Here is a 21,183-nt window from a genome sequence, read left to right as displayed (position 1 = left end):
GGTGTCAGGCGGCGGTGACCAGGGCGCGCCGGAGAAGGGCGCGTCGCGCGCGGGGCGCAACCTGCCCGCGGCCATCGCCGTGGGTGTCGGCTTGGGCGCCGTCATCCTCGTCGCGCTGTTCACGGTGCGCGAGTTGTTCGTCGGCGTCGTCGCCGTCGCCGTGGCCGTGTCGATGTACGAGCTGACGGGCGCGTTGCAGCGTGGCGCGGGCATCCGCGTGGCCCTGCTGCCCGTGCTGCTCGGCGGGCAGGCCGTGGTGTGGCTGGCCTGGCCCTACGAGCGCGGCGGCGTGCTGGCCGCGTTCGTGGTGACGATCCTGGTGTGCCTGCTCTGGCGGCTCAAGGACGGCGCGGACGGCTACCTGCGTGACGTCACCGCGTCCATCTTCACGGTCGCCTACGTGGCCGTGTTCGCGTCGTTCGCGGTGATGCTGGTCGTGCCGGACGACGGCGTGTTCCGCGTGCTGGCGTTCCTGATCGGCGTCGTGCTGTCCGACACCGGCGGCTACGTGGCCGGCGTGCTGTTCGGCAAGCACCCGATGGCCCCCACCATCAGCCCGAAGAAGTCCTGGGAGGGCTTCGCGGGCTCGATGGTGGCGGGCATGGTCGGCGGCGCGCTCACCGTGGGCCTGATGCTGGACGGCCAGTGGTGGCAGGGCGTGCTGTTCGGCGCTGCCCTGGTCGTCACCGCGACCGCGGGCGACCTGGTCGAGTCGCTGATCAAGCGCGACCTCGGGATCAAGGACATGGGCACGCTGCTGCCCGGTCACGGCGGCCTGATGGACCGGATGGACTCACTGCTGCCGTCCGCCGTCGTCGCCTGGCTCCTGCTGCACGTCTTCGTCTAGCTGTGTTTGATGGCCCCGACGCGACCTCGCTAGTCGTCGTAGGGGTCGTCCACCCGTGACTCGGTGGACTCCTCCTCGGACAGCGGCGTGGTGCGGGACGGGTCGATCACCGAGAACACCGCGCCCGTGTGGTCGGCGACGACCGTGATTCGGCCGAACGGCGTGTCGTACGGCTCCACGGTGACGCGTCCGCCCAGCTCCAGCACCCTGGACGCGGCCGAGTCCGTGCCGATCTCCGGCGCCGCGGTGAAGTAGACCATCCAGTGCGGCGGCGTGTCCGGCGCGAACGCCCGGCCCATCCGCTGACGCCCGAGCACGGTGTGCCCGTGGACGGCCCAGATCGTGTAGTCGACCGCCTGACCGTCACCGATCTGGGTGATTTCGTACCCGCACAGCTCGCGGAAGAACTCGTCGGCGACGTGCCCCTGACGCGTGTTCAGCTCGGCCCACGCGTACGCGCCGTGCCCGTCCGCGCCGAACACCCAATCGGGTGGAACGTGCCGGAAGCCGACCACCGCGCCGGTCGGGTCGGCGAGCACGGTGACGGTGTCCGACGGCTCGCCGAGCACCTCGCCGCCCAGCGCGTGCGCCTTCTCCGCAGTGGCTCGGGCGTGCGGCGTGTTCAGGTACAGCGTCCACGCGCTCGGCTCGTCGGCGGCGACCAACTCGGCCACCGGCACCCCGTCCACCAAGGCGATCGTGCTGCTGCCCGCGTCGGAGAAGTACCAGCCGAACAGCCCGGCGTAGAAGTCGATCGTGGCCTGGAGGTCCGTGGTGGCGAGGTCGACCCAGCAGGGCGCGCCGTGGTGCAACTCGGCCAAAGCGGGAGAATTGGGGACGATCGACACCGCGTACCTCCTGCAAGCCGCCTATTCGATCACGCTACGGCTCTAGAGTCGTCCCGTGAAGGGATTCGTCCGCGCCGCGTTGGCCGCCGTGCGGCCTGTCGACGTCCTGCCGAGCCCGAACATCTGGCACTGGCCCGAGCTCTACGAGGTCGAGAACCGCGCCCAGGACGTGGACGGCGCGATCTGGGCCGCGCTGCGCGAGGAGTGCGACTGGGCCGGGCGGGACGTGGTCGACGTCGGCTGCGGTGACGGGTTCCACCTGCCGGTGTTCGCACGGGAGGCGCGCTCGGTCATCGGTGTCGAGCCGCACCCTCCGCTGGTGCAGCGCGCTCGGGCGCGTGTGGCGGACGTGCCGAACGCCGAAGCGGTGCACGGGCCCGCACAACGCCTGCCGTTGCGTGACGCGACCGCGGACCTGGTGCACGCGCGCACGGCGTACTTCTTCGGTCCCGGCTGCGAACCGGGCATGCGCGAGGCCGACCGGGTGCTGCGGCCGGGCGGCGTGCTGGCGATCGTGGACCTCGACGGCTCGGCCGAGCCCTACGGGCCGTGGCTGTGCGACGACGAGCCGCGCTACAACCCCGTCGACGTGGAGCGGTTCTTCGCCGACCAGGGGTTCTCGCTGCGCCGCGTGCGCGCGCTGTGGCGGTTCGAACGCCGTGCGGACCTGGAGGCCGTGCTGCGCATCGAGTTCTCCGCGGCGGTCGCGGAGCAGGCCATCGCGCGCACGCCCGGCCTGTCGTTCGAGGTGGGCTACCGACTGCACGTGAGGCGCAAGCCAACCGGGCTGGTGCTGCCCTGAGAGCGCTCACCTAGGATTCGGGTCGTGGAGAACAGGAACGCGGGCAGGTTGGGTCGGCAGGTCGGCGTCGTCGGCCTGGGCTGCTGGCAGCTCGGCGCGGACTGGGGCCAGGTCGAGGAGTCCGACGCGCTGGCGGTGCTGCACGCCGCCGCCGACACCGGCGTGAACTTCTTCGACACCGCCGACGTCTACGGCGACGGCCGCAGCGAGACGCTGATCGGCAAGTTCCTCCGCGAGCGCGGCGACGCGGGCATCACGGTGGCCACCAAGATGGGCCGCCGCGTCGAGCAGACGCCGGAGAACTACACCCGCGAGAACTTCCTGGCCTGGAACGACCGGTCGCGCGCCAACCTCGGCGTCGACACGCTCGACCTGGTCCAGCTGCACTGCCCGCCGACGCCGGTCTACTCGACCGACGAGGTGTTCGACACCCTCGACGAGCTGGTCGAGGCCAAGCGGATCGCCGCGTACGGCGTGAGCGTGGAGACCGTCGAGGAGGCGCTGACCGCGATCGCCCGGCCGGGTGTCGCGAGCGTCCAGATCATCCTGAACGCGCTGCGGCTCAAGCCGCTGGAGCGGGTGCTGCCCGCGGCGGCGGAAGCGGGCGTGGCGATCATCGCCCGCGTTCCGCTCGCCTCGGGGCTGCTGTCCGGCAAGTACAGCGCGTCGACCACGTTCTCCGCCGACGACCACCGCAACTACAACCGCAACGGTGACGCGTTCGACGTCGGCGAGACGTTCTCCGGCGTGCCGTTCGAGGTCGGGCTGGAGGCGGTGGAGCGGCTGCGCGCCCTCGTGCCGTCCGGCGCGACCATGGCGCAGTTCGCGCTGCGGTGGGTCGTGGACCAGCCCGGCGTCACCGTGGTCATCCCCGGCGCCCGCAACGCCGAGCAGGCTCGGGCCAACTCGGCCGCCGCGGACCTCGCGCCGTTGTCGGCGGAGGCGCGGGACGAGGTGCGGGCCGCGTACGACGCGCTGATCCGGCCGCTGGTCCACGACCGCTGGTAGATCACTCCTCCGGGTTGTCTTCCTCGACGTCGAGCTCGCCGAGGATCGCGTAGAGCTTGCGGCGGGCCTCGCTGAGGACTTCGACGGCCCGCGCCTGCTGCTCACGCGTGCCCGCGTGCGCCATCTGCTGCATGGCCGCGCCGAGGTGGCGTGCCGCCGTGCGCAGCTTCGCGGCGTGCTGGTCGAGGTCGTCGTTGACCTGCTGCCACGGCGGCGCGCCTTCGAGCTTCGCGGCCGTGCCCCGCCCGGTCTCGGTCAGCGTGAACAGCTTCTTGCCGCCCGCCTCCTCGGTGGAGGCGACGAGGCCTTCGTCGGCCAGCAGCTGCAAGGTCGGGTAGACCGAGCCGGGGCTGGGCCGCCAGAGGCCGTCCGTGCGCGCGCTGATCTCCTGGATCATCTCGTAGCCGTGCATGGGGCGTTCGGCGAGCAGGGCCAGGACCGCCGTGCGGACGTTGCCCTTGCGCTGCCTCCCGCCGCGACCCCGGCCCCGGCCGTGCCCGTGACCCGGGAAGCCCGGCGGCTCGGGAGGCAGCGGAGGCCCGGGGAACGGGCCGCCGCGGTCGAAACCGCCGCCGAACCCGCCGCCGCCGAACCCCCGCCTGGGGTCGCCGAAGCCGTGCTCGCGGTGGTGCCTGTGTTCGTGGTTCCGGTGTCCGAATCCGTGGAAGTGCATCTTCGTGCTCCTTGTATCGATCGGTTGCGACGTGTCGACGATATATCGGAACGTATCGCGATGCAACGGTGATGGCCGTCGCAGTCGGTGTGGTCCTGGGTGCTCCGTGCGCGTGGGACACTGGAGGGCGCTATGACTGCCCTCCCCCTCGTCTTCGACGCGCCCAAGCGCGGGCTGCCGCCGCGCCACCTCGCCGACCTCTCCGCCGACCAGCGTCGAGAGGCCGTCGCCGCACTCGGCGAGAAGCCCTTCCGCGCCGCGCAGCTGTCGAACCACTACTTCGGCCGGCTGACCGTCGACCCCGACGCGATGACCGACATCCCCGCCGCCGCGCGGGACCGCCTGGTGACCGACCTGATGCCGCCGTTGTGGACGGAGCTGCGCAGCGTCGAGGCCGATGGCGGCACGACCCGCAAGACGTTGCTGCGCGCCCACGACGGCACGCTGGTCGAGAGCGTCCTCATGCGCTACCCCGACCGTGCGACGTTGTGCATCTCGTCGCAGGCGGGCTGCGGCATGGCGTGCCCGTTCTGCGCGACGGGGCAGGGCGGCCTGACCCGGAACCTGTCCACGGCGGAGATCGTGGACCAGGTGCGGCGCGGCGCGGCGGCCATGCGCGACGGCGAGCTGCCCGGTGGGCCGGGGCGGCTGTCGAACATCGTGTTCATGGGCATGGGCGAGCCGTTGGCCAACTACAAGCGCGTGGTCGAGGCGGTGCACCGCATCTGCGACCCGGCGCCGGACGGGCTGGGGATCTCGCAGCGTTCGGTGACGGTGTCGACGGTGGGCCTGGTGCCGGCGATCCGGAAGCTGACGGAGGAGAACCTCCAGGTCCGGTTGGCGGTGTCGCTGCACACGCCGGACGACGAGCTGCGTGACACGTTGGTGCCGGTGAACACGCGGTGGAAGGTGGCGGAGGTGCTGGAGGCGGCCCGCGGCTACGCCGACCGCACGGGTCGCCGGGTGTCGATCGAGTACGCCTTGATCCGCGACATCAACGACCAGCCGTGGCGTGCGGACATGCTGGGCAAGCTGCTGCGCAGGCACTTGGGCCAGTTGGTGCACGTGAACGTGATCCCGTTGAACCCGACGCCGGGTTCGAAGTGGGACGCGTCACCGAAGCCGGTGGAACGCGAGTTCGTCCGCCGGGTCAACGAGCAGGGCGTCGCGTGCACCGTGCGTGACACGAGGGGCCAGGACATCGCCGCCGCGTGCGGCCAGCTCGCCGCCGAGGGCTAAGCACCTGATCGTGGCCGAGTGCTAGCATTGATTGCAATGATGGCATTGGGGTGGGCTCATGGCGACGTTGACGATCCGCGATCTTGACGAGGGCTTGAAGGCCAAGCTTCGGGTTCGCGCTGCAGAACACGGCCGCTCGATGGAAGCCGAAGTGCGAGCGATCCTCGCCTCGGCGTTGACCAAGCCGACACCTGGCCCGGGGATGGGGTCGAGGATTCGCCGGCGGTTCAGCGACGTGGGCGACCTGTCGATCGAGCCTCCGCGGCGTGCGGAGCGAGCGCGGGCGGCGGAGTTCCTCGAGTGATCGTTCTCGACACCAACGTCGTCTCCGAACTGATGAGGCAGGTTCCGGACGACACCGTGGTCCGTTGGGTTGATCAGTACCCGGCTGACGAGGTCTTCATCACGGCCGTGACCGCCGCCGAACTCGTTTACGGGGTCGCTCGACTACCGGACGGCCAACGCAAGACCTTGCTCGCCGCCAGGGTCGCGGAACTCCTGGCCGAGGACTTCCAAGATCAGGTCTTGCCCTTCGACGGTGTGGCTGCCGAGTACTACGGCGAGATCGCGGCAACGCGTGAGGAGCAGGGTCGTCCGATCAGCATGGCCGATGCCCAGATCGCCGCGGTCTGCCGACGCTATGCGGCTCGCCTGGCGACACGAAACACCAAGGACTTCATCGGTACCGGCATCACGCTGCTCGACCCGTGGGGCGACGCCTCCGAGTTGTGAACGGGCGGCTTCTCCGTTCGCGAAAACCGGGCCATGGCCGCAACTTTCCTGGTCGTCCGAGTTTCCGAATGAGGAAAGTCGGCCGTAAGGGAAAGTGAGTCGACGGGGCCTGGTGAGAGGCCGCCAGGGCGACCTAGCGGCGCCAGGAGGTGCGGCTGCGGACCTGGTCCCAGATCAGCAGGGCGGCCATGGCGAGGCCCGTGAGGATCACCCAGAGGTTTTCGGTTCGGCCGTGGTGGTTGCCGATCAGCAGCGAGAAGACCGCGAGGGTGGAGAGCCAGCCCGCGATCTTGATGCCCTTGGGGAAGGTGCCGTGCCAGCCCCACTCGGCCGACGGCTCTTCGTGGGTGTCGACCGCCGGACGCTTGTCCAGTTCCGAGGACGAAGACACAGCCGCACGACCTTCCTGCCCGATCACGTTCACCAACGGCGTCATCGTCGCACACGCGCACACGGGGTGAGACGTGAGGTGCGCGGCACCGCCGGTCGCGGGCGCGCTCGTGGTCGCCTGGCGGGCCCACCGCGCGTCACCTGCGTCAACTTTCGTCGGAAACGTTCGAGACCAATGAACGCGGCCGGCGGTCGGTCGGTTCTTTACCGTTGTCCCCTGTGACGTCTGTCGTTCAGCGGCTCCGGCCCGTCCTGCCGGACCTCCGGGAGGCGCCCGCCGCGTTCCTGCGCGCCCACGCCGAGCGCCTCGGCCAGGTCACGCCCTGGCGCGTGGCGCGCGAGGTGCTGGCCATCGTCGTGCTCCTCGGCCTGGACGTGTTCCCCGGCTGGATCTCCGGCAACTGGCGGCTGTCCGGGTGGACGTTGATCGGCCTGGGCGTCGGGTACGTCGCGATCTTCCTGGGCAGGCTCCTGTTCCCGGCCCTTGCCCTGCTGGCCGCCACGTGGGTGGTCTTCAGCGCCGAGCACGGCGGCATCGCGATGGTGGTGATGCTCTCCTACTCCGCCGGCTACCGGATCACGCCGTGGCAGCGCTCGCTGCTCACCGCCGTCCTCGCGCTTGCGCTGCACATGTTCGCCTGGGGTGTGTCCGCGCCCGGCCTGTCCGGGCCGTTCGGCCAGTGGGTGATGCTGACCGTCTACTGCATGGTCGTGGCGCTGCCGTTCCTGGTCGGCCGGTACGTCGCGCAGCGGAACGCGCTGGTCGCGGCGTTGCAGGAGCGCGAGGAACGGGTGGTGCGCGAGCGGCGGATGGTGTCGCGCCAGGTGCGGCTGCGCGAGCGCAACCGGATCGCCCAGGACATGCACGACAGCCTCGGCCACCGGCTCAGCCTCATCTCCGTGCACGCGGGCGCGCTGGCCATGGACAGCGGCCTCGGCGAGCGCCAGCGCGAGGCGGTGCAGGTGCTGCGCAGCGCGGCCCTCACCGCGATGGAGGAGCTGCGCGGCGTCATCGGCGTGCTGCGGCGCGACGAGGAGCCGGAAGAGGACCGCGCGGCCGTCGGCGGGGCCGACAACCGGACCGTGGACGCGATCGACGAGCTGGTCGACGGCGCGCGGCGGGCCGGTGTGCGGGTCAGCCTGGTCCGCGGCGGCCAGTCCGTGCCGCTGCCCGCGAAGGTCAGCCACGCCGCGTACCGCATCGCCCAGGAGGGCCTGACCAACGCCAACAAGCACGCGCCGGGCGCGAGCGTGCAGGTGACGGTGAAGTACGAGCCGGACGCGCTGGTGGTGGAGGTGCGCAACAACCCGCCCCGGGCCAAGCTGCCGGGCGGCGCCGGGTTCGGCCTGATCGGGCTGGGCGAGCGGGTGCGGCTGGCGGGCGGCATGCTGCACGTCGGCGAGCTGCCGACCGGCGGGTTCCGCATCGCGGCCGTGCTGCCGTACGAGGACACCGCCGCGCCGGGCGACGAGCCGTCCGACGACGAGCAGCCGGAGCCGGCCAAGCCGACCGGCATCCGCAAGTGGGCCGGTGTCGGCTCGATCGTGCTGGCCGGGATCGTGGTGCTCGTGGTCGTCGGCGGCTACACGTGGATCGGGTCACAGCCCGTCACTAAGGTGGTGTCCGACGAGTTGTACGACTCGGTGTCCGTCGGGCAGTCGGAGGCGGAGGTGATGGCCAGGCTCCCGGGCGGCGCCGAGCCGCCGTTGGGCGACATCAACTCCGACGCCGCGCCGGAACCCGACGGCGCACGGTGCGAGTACCGCGTGGCCGACGTGCAGACCTACTCGTCGCGGGCGGCCAAGATCGTGCGGTTCTGCTTCGCCGACGGCACGCTGGTCGAGAAGAACACCCACTTGCAGGGGATGTGACAGTGATCCGGGTCCTCATCGCCGACGACGAGCCGCTGATGCGCGCGGGCATCAAGGCCATCCTCGGCACCGCCGACGACATCGAGCTGGTCGCCGAGGCCGGTGACGGGCGGGAAGCCGTCCGCATCGCCCTGGAACGGCGGGTGGACGTCGCCGTGCTCGACATCCGGATGCCCCGGCTGGACGGCCTGGCCGCCGCACGCGAGCTGCGGACCGTCGCGCCCTCGGTGCGGGTCGTGATGCTCACCACGTTCGGCGAGGACGACAACATCGTCCGGGCGCTGTCCGACGGCGCCGCCGGGTTCCTGCTGAAGGACTCCGCCCCGGAGGAGTTGCTGCGCGCGGTGCGTGCCGTTCACTCGGGCGAGGCATATCTGTCACCCATGGTGACGAGCCGCGTGGTGGGCATGGTGGCGCAGGTGGGCCAGCCTCGCCGGCAGGCGGCGATGCGCCAGGTCGAGGGGCTGACCGAACGCGAGGTCGAGGTGTTGTCCCTGCTCGGGCTGGGGATGTCGAACGCCGACGTCGGGCAGCGGCTGCACATGAGCGAGGCGACCGTGAAGACCTACGTGAGCAGGCTGCTGGCCAAGCTCGGGCTCACGAACCGGGTGCAGGCGGCGTTGCTCGCCCGTGACGCCGGGCTGGCGAACTGAGGAGCGCGCGCGGGTGTGCCCCGCCGGCTTCCCGACGGGGCACACCCCGAGTGGTCACTTGCTCCGGACGGCGTCACGCCCTGGTGGTTCGGGAACCGGTCACCATGCGGTAGACACCCAGCACGATCAACGAGCCGAGGATGGCGAGCAGCCAAGTGCTCAGGTCGAAGAAGGTGTTGATGTCGGTCCCGAAAATGGCCCGGCCGACGAAACCGCCGATGATGGCGCCGACAATGCCGAGCAGCATCGTGATGATGATGCCGCCGGGGTCCCGACCTGGCATGATGGCCTTGGCGATGGCACCCGCGATGAGGCCGAGGACGATCCAACCCAAGATGCCCACGGGGGCTCTCCTTCCTGATGGCCGCGACGGTGGATCCGTCGGGGCGCTTGATCGAGGAATGCCCACGTTCGGGTGACACCACGCTCCCGTTACCGTTCTGTTATCGAAGTACCGCTGTGCGGGCTATCAGGTCGGCTCGGGAACAATGGGCTGTGATGAGCACACCACGCACGGTCCTGGTACTCGGGTCCACCGGGTCGGTCGGCACCCAGGCCCTCGACGTCATCGCCGCCAACCGCGACCGGTTCACCGTGGTCGGACTGGCCGCCGGCGGCGCCGATCCGGCCGCCCTCGCCGCCCAGGCCGTCGAGTTCGGCGTCCAGGCCGTGGCCGTCGCCCGGGCCACCGCGGTCGAGGACGTCACGCTCGCCCTCTACGCCGAGGCGCAGAAGCGCGGCTACGCCCAAGGCGCGTTCAAGCTGCCGCGCATCCTCGCCGGCCCGACCGCGATGACCGACCTGGTCGACTCCACCCCCGCCGACGTGGTGCTCAACGGCATCACCGGCTCGATCGGCCTGGCGCCGACGCTGCACGCCCTCAAGGCGGGCGCGACGCTGGCGCTGGCCAACAAGGAATCGCTGATCGCGGGCGGTCCGCTCGTGCTCAAGGCGGCCAAGCCGGGTCAGCTCGTGCCGGTCGACTCCGAGCACTCCGCCCTGGCCCAGTGCCTGCGCGGCGGCCGGGCCGACGAGGTGGCCAAGCTGGTACTTACCGCGTCCGGCGGCCCGTTCCGCGGCCGCACGCGCGCCGAGCTGGCCGACGTCACCGCGCGCGAGGCCATGGCGCACCCGACGTGGTCGATGGGCCCCGTCATCACCATCAACTCGGCCACCCTGGTCAACAAAGGGCTGGAGCTGATCGAGGCGCAGCTGCTGTTCGGCGTGCCCTACGACCGCATCGACGTGGTCGTGCACCCGCAGTCGGTCGTGCACTCGATGGTCACGTTCACCGACGGCTCCACGCTCGCCCAGGCCAGCCCGCCGGACATGAAGCTGCCGATCGCGCTGGCCCTCGGCTGGCCCGACCGCGTCCCCGGCGCGGCCGCCGCGTGTACTTTCGACGTGGCGACGGCGTGGACGTTCGAGCCGCTGGACGACGAGACGTTCCCGGCGGTGCGGCTGGCCAGGCAGGCGGGCTCCGGGGGCGGCTGCCTGCCGGCGGTCTACAACGCGGCGAACGAGGAAGCGGTCGCGGTCTTCCTCGGCGGCGGCACGTCGTTCACCTCCATCGTGGACACTGTGGCAGGAGTGCTCGCGGAGGCGGACGGCTGGGCGCACGAGCCGGTCGACGTCGACGAAGTCCTCGCGGCGGAGCAATGGGCCCGGGCGCGGGCGCGGGAACTCGTGGCCACTTCGGTGGGGTCTGGAAGGGACTGACGTGCTCGTTTTTCTGGGCATTCTGCTGTTCGCCGTGCTCATCGGCATCTCGATCGCGCTGCACGAGCTCGGCCACCTGGCCACGGCGAAGATGTTCGGGATGAAGGTGACCCGGTACTTCATCGGGTTCGGACCGAAGATCTGGTCCTTCCGCCGCGGTGAGACCGAGTACGGCATCAAGGCCATCCCGGCGGGCGGCTTCTGCGAGATCACCGGCATGACCGCGCTGGAGGAGGTCGCGCCGGAGGACCAGCACCGCGCGTTCAACCGGCAGAAGACCTGGAAGCGCGTGGTGGTGCTGTCCGCGGGCTCCATCACCCACTTCATCGTCGGCTTCGTCATCTTGTACTTCATGGCCTTCACCATGGGCATCCCGAACCTGCGGGACAGCGCGCTGATCGCCGAGGTCGCGCCGTGCGTGCAGAGCAGCACCGACGCCGAGTGCGCGCCCGGCGCGCCGTCCCCGGCCAAGGACGCGGGCTTCCAGGTCGGCGACGAGATCGTGGCCGTGGCCGGCACGGCCACCCCGACGTGGGCGAACGTGCTGGAGAAGACCCGCGAGCGGTCCGGCACGACCGAGTTCAAGGTGCTCCGCGACGGTCAGGAGCTGACCCTCACCGCCGACGTGGCCCGGGTCGAGCGCGAGCTGGAGCGCAAGGACGGCACGCGCTACAAGACCGAGATCGGCGCGATCGGCGTCATCCAGCAGCGCAACTTCGAGTACAACGCGATCACCGCGATCGGCGGCGCGACGTCGTTCACCGGCACGATGTTCGAGAACACCTGGCGCGGTCTGATCAACTTCCCGAAGAAGATCCCGGCCGTGATCGAGGCCATCGGCGGCGCCGAGCGCGACATCGACAGCCCGGTCAGCGTGGTCGGCGCGAGCAGGCTCGGCGGCGAGGCGGTCGACCGCGGCCTGTGGCAGCTGTTCTGGCTGATGCTGGCGGGGCTGAACTTCTTCGTCGGTGTGTTCAACCTCCTGCCGCTGCTGCCGCTTGACGGTGGTCACATCGCCGTCAACCTGTACGAACGGGTGCGAAACTGGATCCGGAAGCTGCGCGGGCTGCCGGCCGGCGCACCGGTCAACTACCTGCGACTATTGCCGTTGACCTACTTCGTGATCTTCGTCGGCGGGTCGGTCACGCTGCTGACGATCACGGCGGACATCGTCAACCCGATCAAGCTGTTCCAGTGATCCCAGTGAGAGGTGCCAGTTCATGAGTGACGGCGTCATGCTCGGTCTGCCGGCGATGCCTCCTCCGGTGTTGTCGGAGCGGCGCAAGACCCGCCAGCTCATGGTGGGTTCGGTGGGCGTCGGCAGTGAGTTCCCGGTGTCGGTGCAGTCGATGACGACGACCGTGACGGCGGACGTGAACGCCACGCTCCAGCAGATCGCCGAGCTGACCGCGGCCGGGTGCGACATCGTGCGCGTGGCGTGCCCGACGCAGGACGACGCGGACGCCCTGGCGGCGATCGCGAAGAAGTCGCAGATCCCGGTGATCGCGGACATCCACTTCCAGCCGAAGTACGTGTTCGCGGCGATCGAGGCCGGGTGCGCGGCCGTGCGGGTGAACCCGGGCAACATCAAGAAGTTCGACGACAAGGTCAAGGAGATCGCGGCGGCGGCGCGGGACCACGGCACGCCGATCCGGATCGGCGTGAACGCCGGCTCGCTCGACCCGCGGTTGATGGCGAAGTACGGGAAGGCGACGCCCGAGGCGCTGGCCGAGTCGGCGCTGTGGGAGGCGTCGCTGTTCGCCGAGCACGACTTCCACGACCTGAAGATCTCGGTCAAGCACAACGACCCGGTGGTCATGGTCCGGGCGTACGAGCTGCTGGCCGCGCAGTGCGACTACCCGCTGCACCTCGGTGTGACGGAGGCGGGCCCGGCGTTCCAGGGCACGATCAAGTCGGCGGTGGCGTTCGGCGCGCTGCTGCGGCAGGGCATCGGCGACACGATCCGGGTGTCGCTGTCGGCTCCTCCGGTGGAGGAGGTGAAGGTCGGGCACCAGATCCTGCAGTCGCTCAACCTGCGCCCGCGCAAGCTGGAGATCGTGTCGTGCCCGTCCTGCGGTCGCGCCCAGGTCGACGTCTACACGCTGGCGGAGCAGGTCACGGCCGGTCTGGAGGGCATGGAGGTGCCGCTGCGGGTCGCCGTGATGGGTTGCGTCGTGAACGGGCCCGGTGAGGCGCGCGAGGCCGACCTGGGTGTCGCCTCCGGCAACGGCAAGGGGCAGATCTTCGTGAAGGGCAAGGTCGTGAAGACCGTGCCCGAGCACCAGATCGTGGAGACCCTGATCGAAGAGGCCATGCGGATCGCCGAGGAGATGGGCGAGACCGTCGAAGGCGGCGAACCGGTCGTCACGGTCGGCTGAGGGCCCGCACGGGTGCCGGAGCGTGGCTCGACCGTGGCCGAGAGTGCCGAACGCGGGCCGGCAGTCGGCTGAGCGGGTGGCGGACGCGCGGGTAACGGGGTCGATCTGGCAGGCTTGACGGCGTGCTGAGGTTGGCTGGCGCGCGCCTGCTCGACGAGCGGGACCTCACCGAGGTCCTCGCCGTGCTCGCGGCCGACCCGGTGGCGTCCTGCATGGTCGCCGCACGGGTCGAGGTCGCGGGCCTTGATCCGTGGCGGCTGGGCGGCGAGGTGTGGGCGTACGACCACCGGTCGCTGCGAGGCGGCCGGGTCGACGCCCTCTGCTTCGCCGGCCCGAACCTCATCCCGCTGCGCGGCAACACGACCGCGCTGCGCGGCTTCGCCGACCGCGCCCGCCGCCGCGGCCGCATGTGCTCGTCCCTGGTCGGGCCCTCCGAGCAGGTGCTCGGCCTGTGGGAGGAGCTGTCCCCGGACTGGGGACCGGCCCGCGAGGTCCGCGCCGACCAGCCGTTGATGGCGCTGGGCGGCTCGCCGTCGATCCCGCTGGACCCGCTCGTCCGGCCCGTCCGACCTGACGAGCTCGACCGGTACCTGCCCGCCGCGATCGCGATGTTCATCGAGGAGGTCGGCGTCGACCCGTGCGCCGAGGACGGCGGCGTGTCCTACCGGGCGCGGGTGGCCGAGCTGATCGCGGGCGGGCGGGCGTTCGCCCGGTTCGAGGGCGGCGAGGTGGTGTTCAAGGCCGAGATCGGGGCCATGTCGGCGCAGGTCGGCCAGATCCAGGGCGTGTGGGTGCGGCCGGACCGCCGTGGGCAGGGCATCGGCGCGGCGGGCACCGCGGCGGTGGCCGAACGCCTGGTCAGGGGCCTGGGCCGGACCGCGTCGCTGTACGTGAACTCCTACAACGACGTGGCCAAGGCCGCGTACCGCAAGATCGGGTTCTCGCAGGTGGGCCAGTACGCGACCGTGCTGTTCTGAGACCGACCCGCCGCGCGGTCGGCGGCACCCGGCATACTCGGCGCCGTGATCGCGCGCAAGGTGGCCCTCTTCGGGGTGGTCCTGCTGCTCGTCAGCGGCTGCGGCCTGTTCTCCTCACGTCCCGGTCCGGACCAGGTGGCGGGCGACTTCCTCGCGAAGCTCGCCGCCGGTGACGTCGACGGCGCGGCCGGCCTGACCGACGACCCCGGCGGCGCCAAGGACGTGCTGGCCAAGGTCCGCGAGGTGCTCAAGCCCGAGGGCCTGGCCGCCAAGGTCGAGCAGGTGCGCTCGGCGGGCGAGTCGACCACCGCGGACGCCACCGCGCAGCTGGACTGGGACCTCGGGCACGACCACGCGTGGAGCTACCAGACGAAGTTCGACCTGCGGCGCGAGGAGGACGACTGGAAGGTGCACTGGGCGCCTTCGGTCGTGCACCCCAAGCTCGCCGTGCAGCAGTCGCTCGGCGTGGCCGAGGTGAAGCCCGCGCTGGCGCCCGTGCTGGACCGGGACGGCACGCCGCTGCTCGCGCCGGAGCAGGTCGTGTCGATCCTGCTCGACGCCAAGGAAGCCGGTGACGTCGGCGCGGTGGCCGGTGCGCTGGCCGCGGCACTGACGCCGATCGACGCCGCGATCACGCAGCAGTCGATCGTGGACGGGGTGTCGAAGGTGCCTGCGGGGCAGGTGTACCAGGTGGCCGCGCTGCGGGACGCGGACTACCAGACCGTGAAGCCCGCGATCTACGAGCTGCCGGGGGTGCGGTTCACCACCCAGACGAGCCTGCTGGCGCCGTCGCGCACGTTCGGTTCGCAGGTGCTGCCCGCCGTGCGCAAGGCGGTGGAGGAGGAGATCGCCGGCCGGGCCGGGCTGCGCGTCTACACGGTGAACGCGGCCGGTGACGAGGTGGAGACGCTGCACGAGCAGGCGCCCGAGGCGGCGCAGGCGATCTCGACCGCGTTGAGCCGGACCGTGCAGGTGGCGGCGGAGGACGCGCTGGAGCCCGTGCCGCAGGCGGCGATGCTGGTCGCGTTGCAGGCGTCGACCGGCGAGGTGCTGGCGGTGGCGCAGAACGGCCCGGCCGACGCGGAGGGCCCGATGGCGTTGATGGGCCGCTACCCGCCCGGGTCGACGTTCAAGATCGTGACCGCGGCGGCGGCCCTGGCGTCCGGGCAGGCGACGGCGGACAGCCCGCTGCCGTGCCCGGGCAAGGCGGTCATCGACGGTCGGCGGATCGTGCCGAACGACCACGAGTTCGACAAGGGCACGATCCCGCTGCACTCGGCGTTCGCGTTCTCGTGCAACACGACGTTCGCGCAGCTCGCGGCCGGGATGGCACCGGACGAGCTGACCAAGGCGGCGGACTCGTTCGGCCTCGGGGTCGACTTCGAGATCCCGGCGATCACCACGATCACCGGCTCCGTGCCGCCCGCCACCGACGTGGTGGAGCGGGCGGAGGACGGCTTCGGCCAGGGCAAGCTGCTGGCGAGCCCGTTCGGCATGGCCCTGGTGGCGGCGACGACGGCGGCGGGCAAGATGCCGGTGCCGACGCTGCTGAAGGGCCGTGAGACGAAGGTCGACCACACCCCGACCCCGCCGTCGCCCGCCGTGCTGGAGCCGTTGCGGGCGATGATGCGGGAAGTGGTCGACTCCGGCACCGCACCGCAGCTCAAGCCGTACGGGGACGTGCGGGGCAAGACGGGCACGGCCCAGTTCGGCGACGGCACGAACTCCCACGGCTGGTTCGTCGGCTACCGCGGCGACGTGGCGTTCGCGACCCTGCTCCTGGGCACCAACAGCTCCGCCCCGGCAGTCGACGCCTCCGCCCGCTTCCTGGCCGCGTTGGGCTGAACAGACCAACGTCAATGTGATACCATGTTATACATGGATCGGATCGGACTTCGCGAACTCCGCCACCACGCGAGTGAGTACGTGCGGCGGGCCGAGGCCGGGGAACGGATCGCGGTGACCGATCACGGTCGTGTGGTCGCCGAGATCGTCCCTCCGCAGAACGGGACGTCGAGTCTGCGGGACCAACTCGTCGCCAACGGTGAGCTGCTCCGCGGCCGAGGTGGGCGGCTGCCCGAACCGTTGCCCGCCACGTCGGGCACGCCGATCTCGGAAGTGCTGCGCCAGATGCGGGACGAGGAGCGTTGGTGATCTACCTCGACACCTCGGCACTGGCCAAGCTGGTCCGAACCGAGGCCGAGACATCCGCGCTGCGCGCCTGGCTGGACGACCGAGCCGGTACTCGGCTGGTCAGCAGCTCGCTCGCCAGGGTCGAGCTGATCCGAGCCGTGCGCGCCGAAGGCGACGAGGCGATCAGGCAAGCCACGTTGATCCTGGTCGAGCTCGACCAGATGACCATGACCATGGACCTTTTGGACGCGGCCGGCGCGTTGCCGCTGCCGCTCAAGTCGCTCGACGCGATCCACCTCGCGTCGGCCTTGCGGTTGCGCGTGGACCTCGACGCGTTCGTGGCCTACGACAAGCGACTTCTGACCGCCGCCGACCAGATGGGCCTGCCGATCGCCTCGCCCGGAACGGTCGAGCCGACCGCGTAGGGGACACGTGGCGCATGCCTCATCACGCAGAGCCGTAATCTGGAGGGCATGTCCGTGCGTGCCGTCCTCCAGCCAGGTGTGCTGTCCCCGCGCCGTCCGGTGCCCGCCCAGATCCAGCGGCCCGAGTACGTCGACCGGCCTGAACCCAAGCGCAACACCGATCCGTGGGTGCAGCCGCCCGACGTGATCGAGGCGATGCGCGTCGCGGGCAGGCTGGCGGCGCAGGCGTTGCAGGAGGCGGGCAAGGTGGTCGTGCCCGGCGTGACCACCGACGAGATCGACGCGGTCGCGCACGAGTTCCTGTGCGACAACGGCGCGTACCCGTCCACGCTCGGCTACCGCGGTTTCCCCAAGTCCTGCTGCACCTCGCTGAACGAGGTCATCTGCCACGGCATCCCCGACTCGACCGTGGTCGAGGACGGTGACATCGTCAACGTCGACGTCACCGCCTACATCGGCGGCGTGCACGGCGACACGAACGCCACGTTCCTCGCCGGCGACGTGAGCGACGAGGCCCGCCTCCTGGTCGAACGCACGCACGAGGCCACCATGCGCGCCATCAAGGCCGTGAAGCCGGGACGGCAGCTCAACGTGGTCGGCCGCGTCATCGAGTCCTACGCCAACCGCTTCGGCTACGGCGTGGTGCGCGACTTCACCGGCCACGGCATCGGCCGCACCTTCCACAGCGGCCTGGTCGTGCTGCACTACGACGCGCCGCACGTGCCCACGGTGATCGAAGAGGGCATGACGTTCACCATCGAGCCGATGATCACCCTCGGCGGCATCGAGCACGACCTGTGGGACGACGGCTGGACGGTGACCACCCGTGACAAGAGCTGGACCGCCCAGTTCGAGCACACGATCGTGGTCACCGCGGACGGCGCGGAGATCCTCACGGTCTGCTGAGCAGCGGCACGAGGGTCGCCGCCACCTCGTCGGGTGACGTCACCGCGCCCAGGTGGTGGCTGTCCAGCTCCACCACGGGCCAGCCGAGCTCACGGGCCGCCGCGGCGGCGTCGTCGTAGGCGGGGCTGAGCTTCACGTACGAGCACGGCCCGGTCCACGCCACGGTGGGCCGGGGTTCCTTCAGGAACGCCAGCGGCACCTCGGGCGCCTCGGCCACGATCTCCTCCAGCAGCCGCACGTCCGGCACCATCGCCGACAGCGCCTCGGGCGCGAACCACAGGTCCCAGCGCGGCATCAGCCCGTCCCGCGAGATGGTCTTCAGGTGCGCCATCCGCTCGGCGGGCGCGTCGTCACGCCAGCTCCGGCCCGGTGTGGGCAGGTCGGCGTCGAGGAACACGAGCCCGCGCACGGGCGTCTCCAGGGCGTCGGCGAACGCGGGCAGCAGCGGACCGGCGCCGCTGTGCCCCACGAGCACCAGGTCGCCCTCCACCAGGGAGTCCTCCACGGCGTCGGCGAACACCCCGAGCAGCCGCTGGTGCACGGGCGCGGCGTTGACCGTCACCCGCAGGTCGAGCAGCACCACGGGGTGCCCGAGTTCGGCCAGCGCGCCGGCGAGCGGGCGCAGGCTCGCGGGCCCGAGGTAGGGGCTGTGCACCAGGACTGCGGTGGCGGGGACGTCGACCATGCCGTGGATGATGTCAGCCTGGACCGACAACGAGGGGACATTGTGCGCAGTGCGTTGCTGGTGGCCGGCACCACGTCGGACGCGGGGAAGAGCGTGCTGGCGGCAGGTCTGTGCAGGTGGCTGGCCCGGCAAGGGGTGCGGACGGCGCCGTTCAAGGCGCAGAACATGTCCAACAACTCGGTCGTGACGCCCGACGGGGGCGAGATCGGCCGCGCGCAGGCGGTGCAGGCCGCCGCGTGCGGGCTGGAGCCGAGCGTGCGGTTCAACCCGGTGCTGCTCAAGCCGGGCGGCGACCGCAGTTCGCAGGTCGTGGTGCTGGGGCGGGCCGTCGGCGAGGTGTCCGCGCTGTCCTACCGCGAGCGCAAGGCCGAGCTGTTCACCACGGTCCTGACCACGCTCGACGGCCTGCGCGACGAGTTCGAGGTGGTGGTCTGCGAGGGCGCGGGCTCGCCCGCCGAGATCAACCTGCGGGCGAACGACATCGCGAACATGGGCTTGGCGCGAGCGGCCGACCTGCCGGTGCTCGTGGTCGGCGACATCGACCGGGGCGGGGTGTTCGCGCACCTGTTCGGCACGCTGGCCCTGCTCGACCCGGCCGACCAGGCGCTGGTCTCCGGGTTCGTGGTGAACAAGTTCCGCGGCGACCCGGCGTTGCTCGAACCGGGCCTGCGGCAGCTGAACGCCCTCACCGGACGCCCCGTGCTCGGCGTGCTGCCGTGGCGGGAGGAGCTGTGGCTGGACGCGGAGGACTCCCTGTCGTACGCGGCGGACGGCGTGATCGGCCGTCCCGAGCCGCCGCACGGCGACCAGTGGCTCCGGGTGGCCGTGGTGCGGTTGCCGCGGATCTCCAACGCCACGGACGTGGAGGCGCTGGCGTGCGAGCCGGGCGTGTCGGTGCGGTTCGTCACCGAGCCGTCCCGGCTGGCCGACGCGGACCTCGTGGTGGTGCCCGGCTCGAAGGCGACCGTGGACGACCTGCGCTGGCTGCGCGCCACCGGCCTGGCCGACGCGATCGCCGCGCACGACGGGCCGGTGCTCGGCCTCTGCGGCGGGTTCCAGATGCTCGGCCGGACGATCGAGGACGCGGTGGAGTCGCGCGCGGGCGCGGTGGCGGGGTTGGGCCTGCTCGACGTGGACGTGCGGTTCGAGGCGGACAAGACGCTGCGCCGGCCGCGCGGCGACGCGTTCGGCGAACCCGTCACCGGCTACGAGATCCACCACGGCGTGGTCACCCGCAACGCCGAAGACGGCCTGGTCACCCTGCCGGACGGCACGCCGGAGGGCGCGCTGCGCGGCCGGGTCGCCGGCACGCACTGGCACGGGCTGCTGGAGAACGACGGTTTCCGCCGCGCGTTCCTGCGCTGGGCCTCCGGTCACGCGGGACGGGACGGGTTCACCCCCGCGCCGGACGTCGACTTCGCCGGACGGCGGTCCGCGCAGCTCGACCTGCTCGGCGACCTGGTCGCCGACCACCTCGACACCGACGCGGTGTGGGCGTTGTTGGAGAAGGGCGCGCCGCCGGGACTTCCGGTCATCCCTCCCGCCGGTGCTCCGCCTGTCGCCTGACGGCGTCCGTCCGCGGTGCGCGCGACCGACAAGCCGCGCGGTAGTGCCACCGGTGGACGGAGTCGCGTGGGCGACCGGCTCGGCGACGGTGGCGGGCGGCTGCCCGACCGGCAAGCCGGGCGGACCTACCCGCGTGGTCCCGTCGTGGGCCGTGCGGTCGCATCAGTGCGTGGGGGAATCAGTGCCGTCCTAGGCGGACGGCCGGTTGGTGAGCCCTTGTACGCGGAGGGACATGCGGAAGAAGGCGCACACGTCACACCTCCGCTCACGGGTAGTCACACACTGAAGGTACCGACGACGGGCCGGGGGATACGTCGCCCGTTCGGGTCACGAGGCTTCACCGCGGGGCGACGAGCACGGCCCAGTCCGGCTCGGCGGGCTGCTCCACCCACCCCGCCGGCCACTTCCGCCGCACGTCACGGGTCCGCGTCCGGGCGCCGGTGAGCTTGGCCGCGGTGTGCACGCCGAAGTCCGTGCCGCCTTCGAACACCGCGCCCCGGAACACCGATTCGCCGAACTCCACCCGTCGGAAGTCGGCCAGGTCGCGGAACCACGTGTCGCGGAAGTCCGCCGTGCCGGTGAACTCGGTGCCGCGGAACGTCGCCGCGCCGACGAACGTGCTGCCGGCGAACGACGCCGCCCTGATCCGCGCGTGCGTCAGGGTCGGCTTGACCAGCGTGGCGTTGGACAGGTCGAGCGCGATGTCGGCCCAGAACGCCTCGGGCCGGTCCGGGCGCAGGTGCGCGGCCAGCAGGGCGGTGGCGGTCTGCCGCACCTCCAGCTCCTGGAACCGGTGCGCGTCGCGCGGCCCGATCCGCGTCCTGGCCCGGACCTCCGGCGGCGGGGTGAACGGCATCCGCAGGTAGGCGCAGATCAGGTTCACGATCGTCTGCCGGTGGGCGGGGTTGCCCTGCGCCAGCCGTTCCAGCGCGTACAGCCCGGCCAGCCGCACCGGCGCCTTGTCGCTGCCCAGCTGGTCGGCGGCCTTGCCGTACAGCTCGGTGACGCGGCGCTCGGTCGCGTCGTGGTCCTTCTGCACGAGGTCGAGCTCGGCGTAGCGCTGGCGGCGCGCGGTGAGCAGCAACGCCGCCGCGCCGCCCGTGCCGAGCACAATGCTGGAGGCGGTGCGGACCACGTCCAGCCGCACGCCGTCCTGCGGCTCGCCGGACCCCAGCGTGGCCAGCAGGAGCACGACGGACGCCACGGCCACGACGCCGAGCCCGACCGCCCAGAGCACGATCGTCCTGGCCGACAGCACGCGGTGCTCCACGACCTCCAGCCCAGCGGACCGCCGGCGGGTCGTCAATCACCGATGCGGGCGGTAGAAAGG

23 protein-coding genes are annotated in these 21,183 nt (G+C 71.4%); 17 read left to right on the top strand and 6 right to left on the bottom strand.

Annotated features, from left to right (window positions below):
* Position 1: 1 nt before the first annotated feature.
* On the top strand, positions 2–847 hold the full coding sequence (locus ADK67_RS38500; protein ID WP_053721505.1) for a phosphatidate cytidylyltransferase: 846 nt from the start codon (positions 2–4) through the stop codon (positions 845–847).
* A gap of 29 nt (positions 848–876) precedes the next feature.
* Here ADK67_RS38500 and ADK67_RS38495 read toward each other — a convergent pair whose 3' ends face one another.
* Positions 877–1,695, bottom strand: a complete 819-nt coding sequence (locus ADK67_RS38495; RefSeq protein ID WP_053721504.1) for a VOC family protein — start codon at positions 1,693–1,695, stop codon at positions 877–879.
* A 55-nt stretch (positions 1,696–1,750) separates the two neighbouring features.
* On the opposite strand from ADK67_RS38495, the gene ADK67_RS38490 reads away from it, so the two are divergent.
* Together ADK67_RS38490 and ADK67_RS38485 are read left to right on the top strand one after the other, a co-directional pair.
* Positions 1,751–2,497: a class I SAM-dependent methyltransferase gene (locus ADK67_RS38490; protein WP_053721503.1), complete on the top strand. Its 747-nt coding sequence runs from the start codon at positions 1,751–1,753 to the stop codon at positions 2,495–2,497.
* A 24-nt stretch (positions 2,498–2,521) separates the two neighbouring features.
* Positions 2,522–3,505 (top strand): aldo/keto reductase, encoded by a 984-nt coding sequence (locus ADK67_RS38485; protein WP_053721502.1) that lies wholly within the window; start codon positions 2,522–2,524, stop codon positions 3,503–3,505.
* Between the two features lies 1 nt (position 3,506).
* On the opposite strand, the gene ADK67_RS38480 is transcribed toward ADK67_RS38485, so the two are convergent.
* Positions 3,507–4,178 carry a PadR family transcriptional regulator gene (locus tag ADK67_RS38480; protein WP_053721501.1) on the bottom strand — a complete coding sequence of 224 codons (672 nt, stop codon included), beginning with the start codon at positions 4,176–4,178 and terminating at the stop codon, positions 3,507–3,509.
* A 132-nt stretch (positions 4,179–4,310) separates the two neighbouring features.
* On the opposite strand from ADK67_RS38480, the gene rlmN reads away from it, so the two are divergent.
* The 3 genes from rlmN to ADK67_RS38465 are packed head-to-tail and all read left to right on the top strand — an operon-like array spanning position 4,311 to position 6,149.
* Entirely contained in the window at positions 4,311–5,417 is a 1,107-nt protein-coding gene (gene rlmN, locus ADK67_RS38475; protein ID WP_053721500.1) for a 23S rRNA (adenine(2503)-C(2))-methyltransferase RlmN, read from the top strand.
* Between the two features lie 58 nt (positions 5,418–5,475).
* On the top strand, positions 5,476–5,721 hold the full coding sequence (locus tag ADK67_RS38470; protein WP_053721499.1) for a FitA-like ribbon-helix-helix domain-containing protein: 246 nt from the start codon (positions 5,476–5,478) through the stop codon (positions 5,719–5,721).
* Positions 5,718–6,149: a type II toxin-antitoxin system VapC family toxin gene (locus ADK67_RS38465; protein ID WP_053721498.1), complete on the top strand. Its 432-nt coding sequence runs from the start codon at positions 5,718–5,720 to the stop codon at positions 6,147–6,149. Before ADK67_RS38470 ends, ADK67_RS38465 begins: the two co-directional genes overlap by 4 nt.
* 133 nt (positions 6,150–6,282) lie before the next feature.
* Here the strand turns inward: ADK67_RS38465 and ADK67_RS38460 are convergent, their stop codons facing one another.
* Positions 6,283–6,540, bottom strand: a complete 258-nt coding sequence (locus ADK67_RS38460) for a DUF2631 domain-containing protein (protein WP_053721522.1) — start codon at positions 6,538–6,540, stop codon at positions 6,283–6,285.
* Positions 6,541–6,758: 218 nt separating this feature from the next.
* Between ADK67_RS38460 and ADK67_RS38455 the strand changes: the two genes are divergently transcribed.
* Positions 6,759–8,411, top strand: a complete 1,653-nt coding sequence (locus ADK67_RS38455) for a sensor histidine kinase (RefSeq protein WP_231648561.1) — start codon at positions 6,759–6,761, stop codon at positions 8,409–8,411.
* A gap of 2 nt (positions 8,412–8,413) precedes the next feature.
* Positions 8,414–9,064 (top strand): response regulator, encoded by a 651-nt coding sequence (locus tag ADK67_RS38450; RefSeq protein ID WP_053721496.1) that lies wholly within the window; start codon positions 8,414–8,416, stop codon positions 9,062–9,064.
* A gap of 73 nt (positions 9,065–9,137) precedes the next feature.
* Here ADK67_RS38450 and ADK67_RS38445 read toward each other — a convergent pair whose 3' ends face one another.
* Entirely contained in the window at positions 9,138–9,407 is a 270-nt protein-coding gene (locus ADK67_RS38445; protein ID WP_053721495.1) for a GlsB/YeaQ/YmgE family stress response membrane protein, read from the bottom strand.
* A gap of 155 nt (positions 9,408–9,562) precedes the next feature.
* Between ADK67_RS38445 and dxr the strand changes: the two genes are divergently transcribed.
* The 8 genes from dxr (at position 9,563) to map (ending at position 17,602) form a co-directional block, all read left to right on the top strand.
* On the top strand, positions 9,563–10,783 hold the full coding sequence (dxr, locus tag ADK67_RS38440) for a 1-deoxy-D-xylulose-5-phosphate reductoisomerase (protein ID WP_053721494.1): 1,221 nt from the start codon (positions 9,563–9,565) through the stop codon (positions 10,781–10,783).
* 1 nt (position 10,784) lies between these two features.
* On the top strand, positions 10,785–11,981 hold the full coding sequence (locus tag ADK67_RS38435; protein WP_053721493.1) for a M50 family metallopeptidase: 1,197 nt from the start codon (positions 10,785–10,787) through the stop codon (positions 11,979–11,981).
* Between the two features lie 22 nt (positions 11,982–12,003).
* A complete protein-coding gene (ispG, locus tag ADK67_RS38430) occupies positions 12,004–13,161 on the top strand; it encodes a flavodoxin-dependent (E)-4-hydroxy-3-methylbut-2-enyl-diphosphate synthase (RefSeq protein ID WP_053721492.1) in 1,158 nt (385 codons plus the stop codon).
* A 122-nt stretch (positions 13,162–13,283) separates the two neighbouring features.
* Positions 13,284–14,138 (top strand): GNAT family N-acetyltransferase, encoded by an 855-nt coding sequence (locus ADK67_RS38425; protein WP_053721491.1) that lies wholly within the window; start codon positions 13,284–13,286, stop codon positions 14,136–14,138.
* Positions 14,139–14,183: 45 nt separating this feature from the next.
* Complete coding sequence (locus ADK67_RS38420) at positions 14,184–15,983, top strand: penicillin-binding transpeptidase domain-containing protein (RefSeq protein WP_053721490.1); 1,800 nt, start codon at positions 14,184–14,186, stop codon at positions 15,981–15,983.
* 33 nt (positions 15,984–16,016) lie between these two features.
* Positions 16,017–16,292, top strand: a complete 276-nt coding sequence (locus ADK67_RS38415) for a type II toxin-antitoxin system Phd/YefM family antitoxin (RefSeq protein WP_053721489.1) — start codon at positions 16,017–16,019, stop codon at positions 16,290–16,292.
* Positions 16,289–16,696, top strand: a complete 408-nt coding sequence (locus ADK67_RS38410) for a type II toxin-antitoxin system VapC family toxin (RefSeq protein WP_053721488.1) — start codon at positions 16,289–16,291, stop codon at positions 16,694–16,696. The genes ADK67_RS38415 and ADK67_RS38410 overlap by 4 nt, the downstream gene beginning before the upstream one ends.
* A gap of 48 nt (positions 16,697–16,744) precedes the next feature.
* Positions 16,745–17,602, top strand: coding sequence for a type I methionyl aminopeptidase (gene map / locus ADK67_RS38405; RefSeq protein ID WP_053721487.1), 858 nt, complete (start codon positions 16,745–16,747; stop codon positions 17,600–17,602).
* Here map and ADK67_RS38400 read toward each other — a convergent pair.
* Positions 17,589–18,287, bottom strand: coding sequence for an alpha/beta fold hydrolase (locus ADK67_RS38400; RefSeq protein ID WP_053721521.1), 699 nt, complete (start codon positions 18,285–18,287; stop codon positions 17,589–17,591). The two genes, map and ADK67_RS38400, sit on opposite strands and share 14 nt — an antisense overlap.
* A gap of 42 nt (positions 18,288–18,329) precedes the next feature.
* Here ADK67_RS38400 and ADK67_RS38395 point away from each other — a divergent pair, with 42 nt between their 5' ends.
* Positions 18,330–19,853 (top strand): cobyric acid synthase, encoded by a 1,524-nt coding sequence (locus ADK67_RS38395; protein ID WP_053721486.1) that lies wholly within the window; start codon positions 18,330–18,332, stop codon positions 19,851–19,853.
* Between the two features lie 337 nt (positions 19,854–20,190).
* On the opposite strand, the gene ADK67_RS38390 is transcribed toward ADK67_RS38395, so the two are convergent.
* Positions 20,191–21,123 (bottom strand): pentapeptide repeat-containing protein, encoded by a 933-nt coding sequence (locus ADK67_RS38390; RefSeq protein WP_231648560.1) that lies wholly within the window; start codon positions 21,121–21,123, stop codon positions 20,191–20,193.
* Positions 21,124–21,183 lie beyond the last annotated feature (60 nt).

This window comes from Saccharothrix sp. NRRL B-16348, from assembly GCF_001280085.1.
Taxonomy (GTDB): Bacteria; Actinomycetota; Actinomycetes; order Mycobacteriales; family Pseudonocardiaceae; genus Actinosynnema.
The sequence above is the reverse complement of the archived record's forward strand: the minus strand, read 5'-3'. Positions and strand labels throughout refer to the sequence as shown.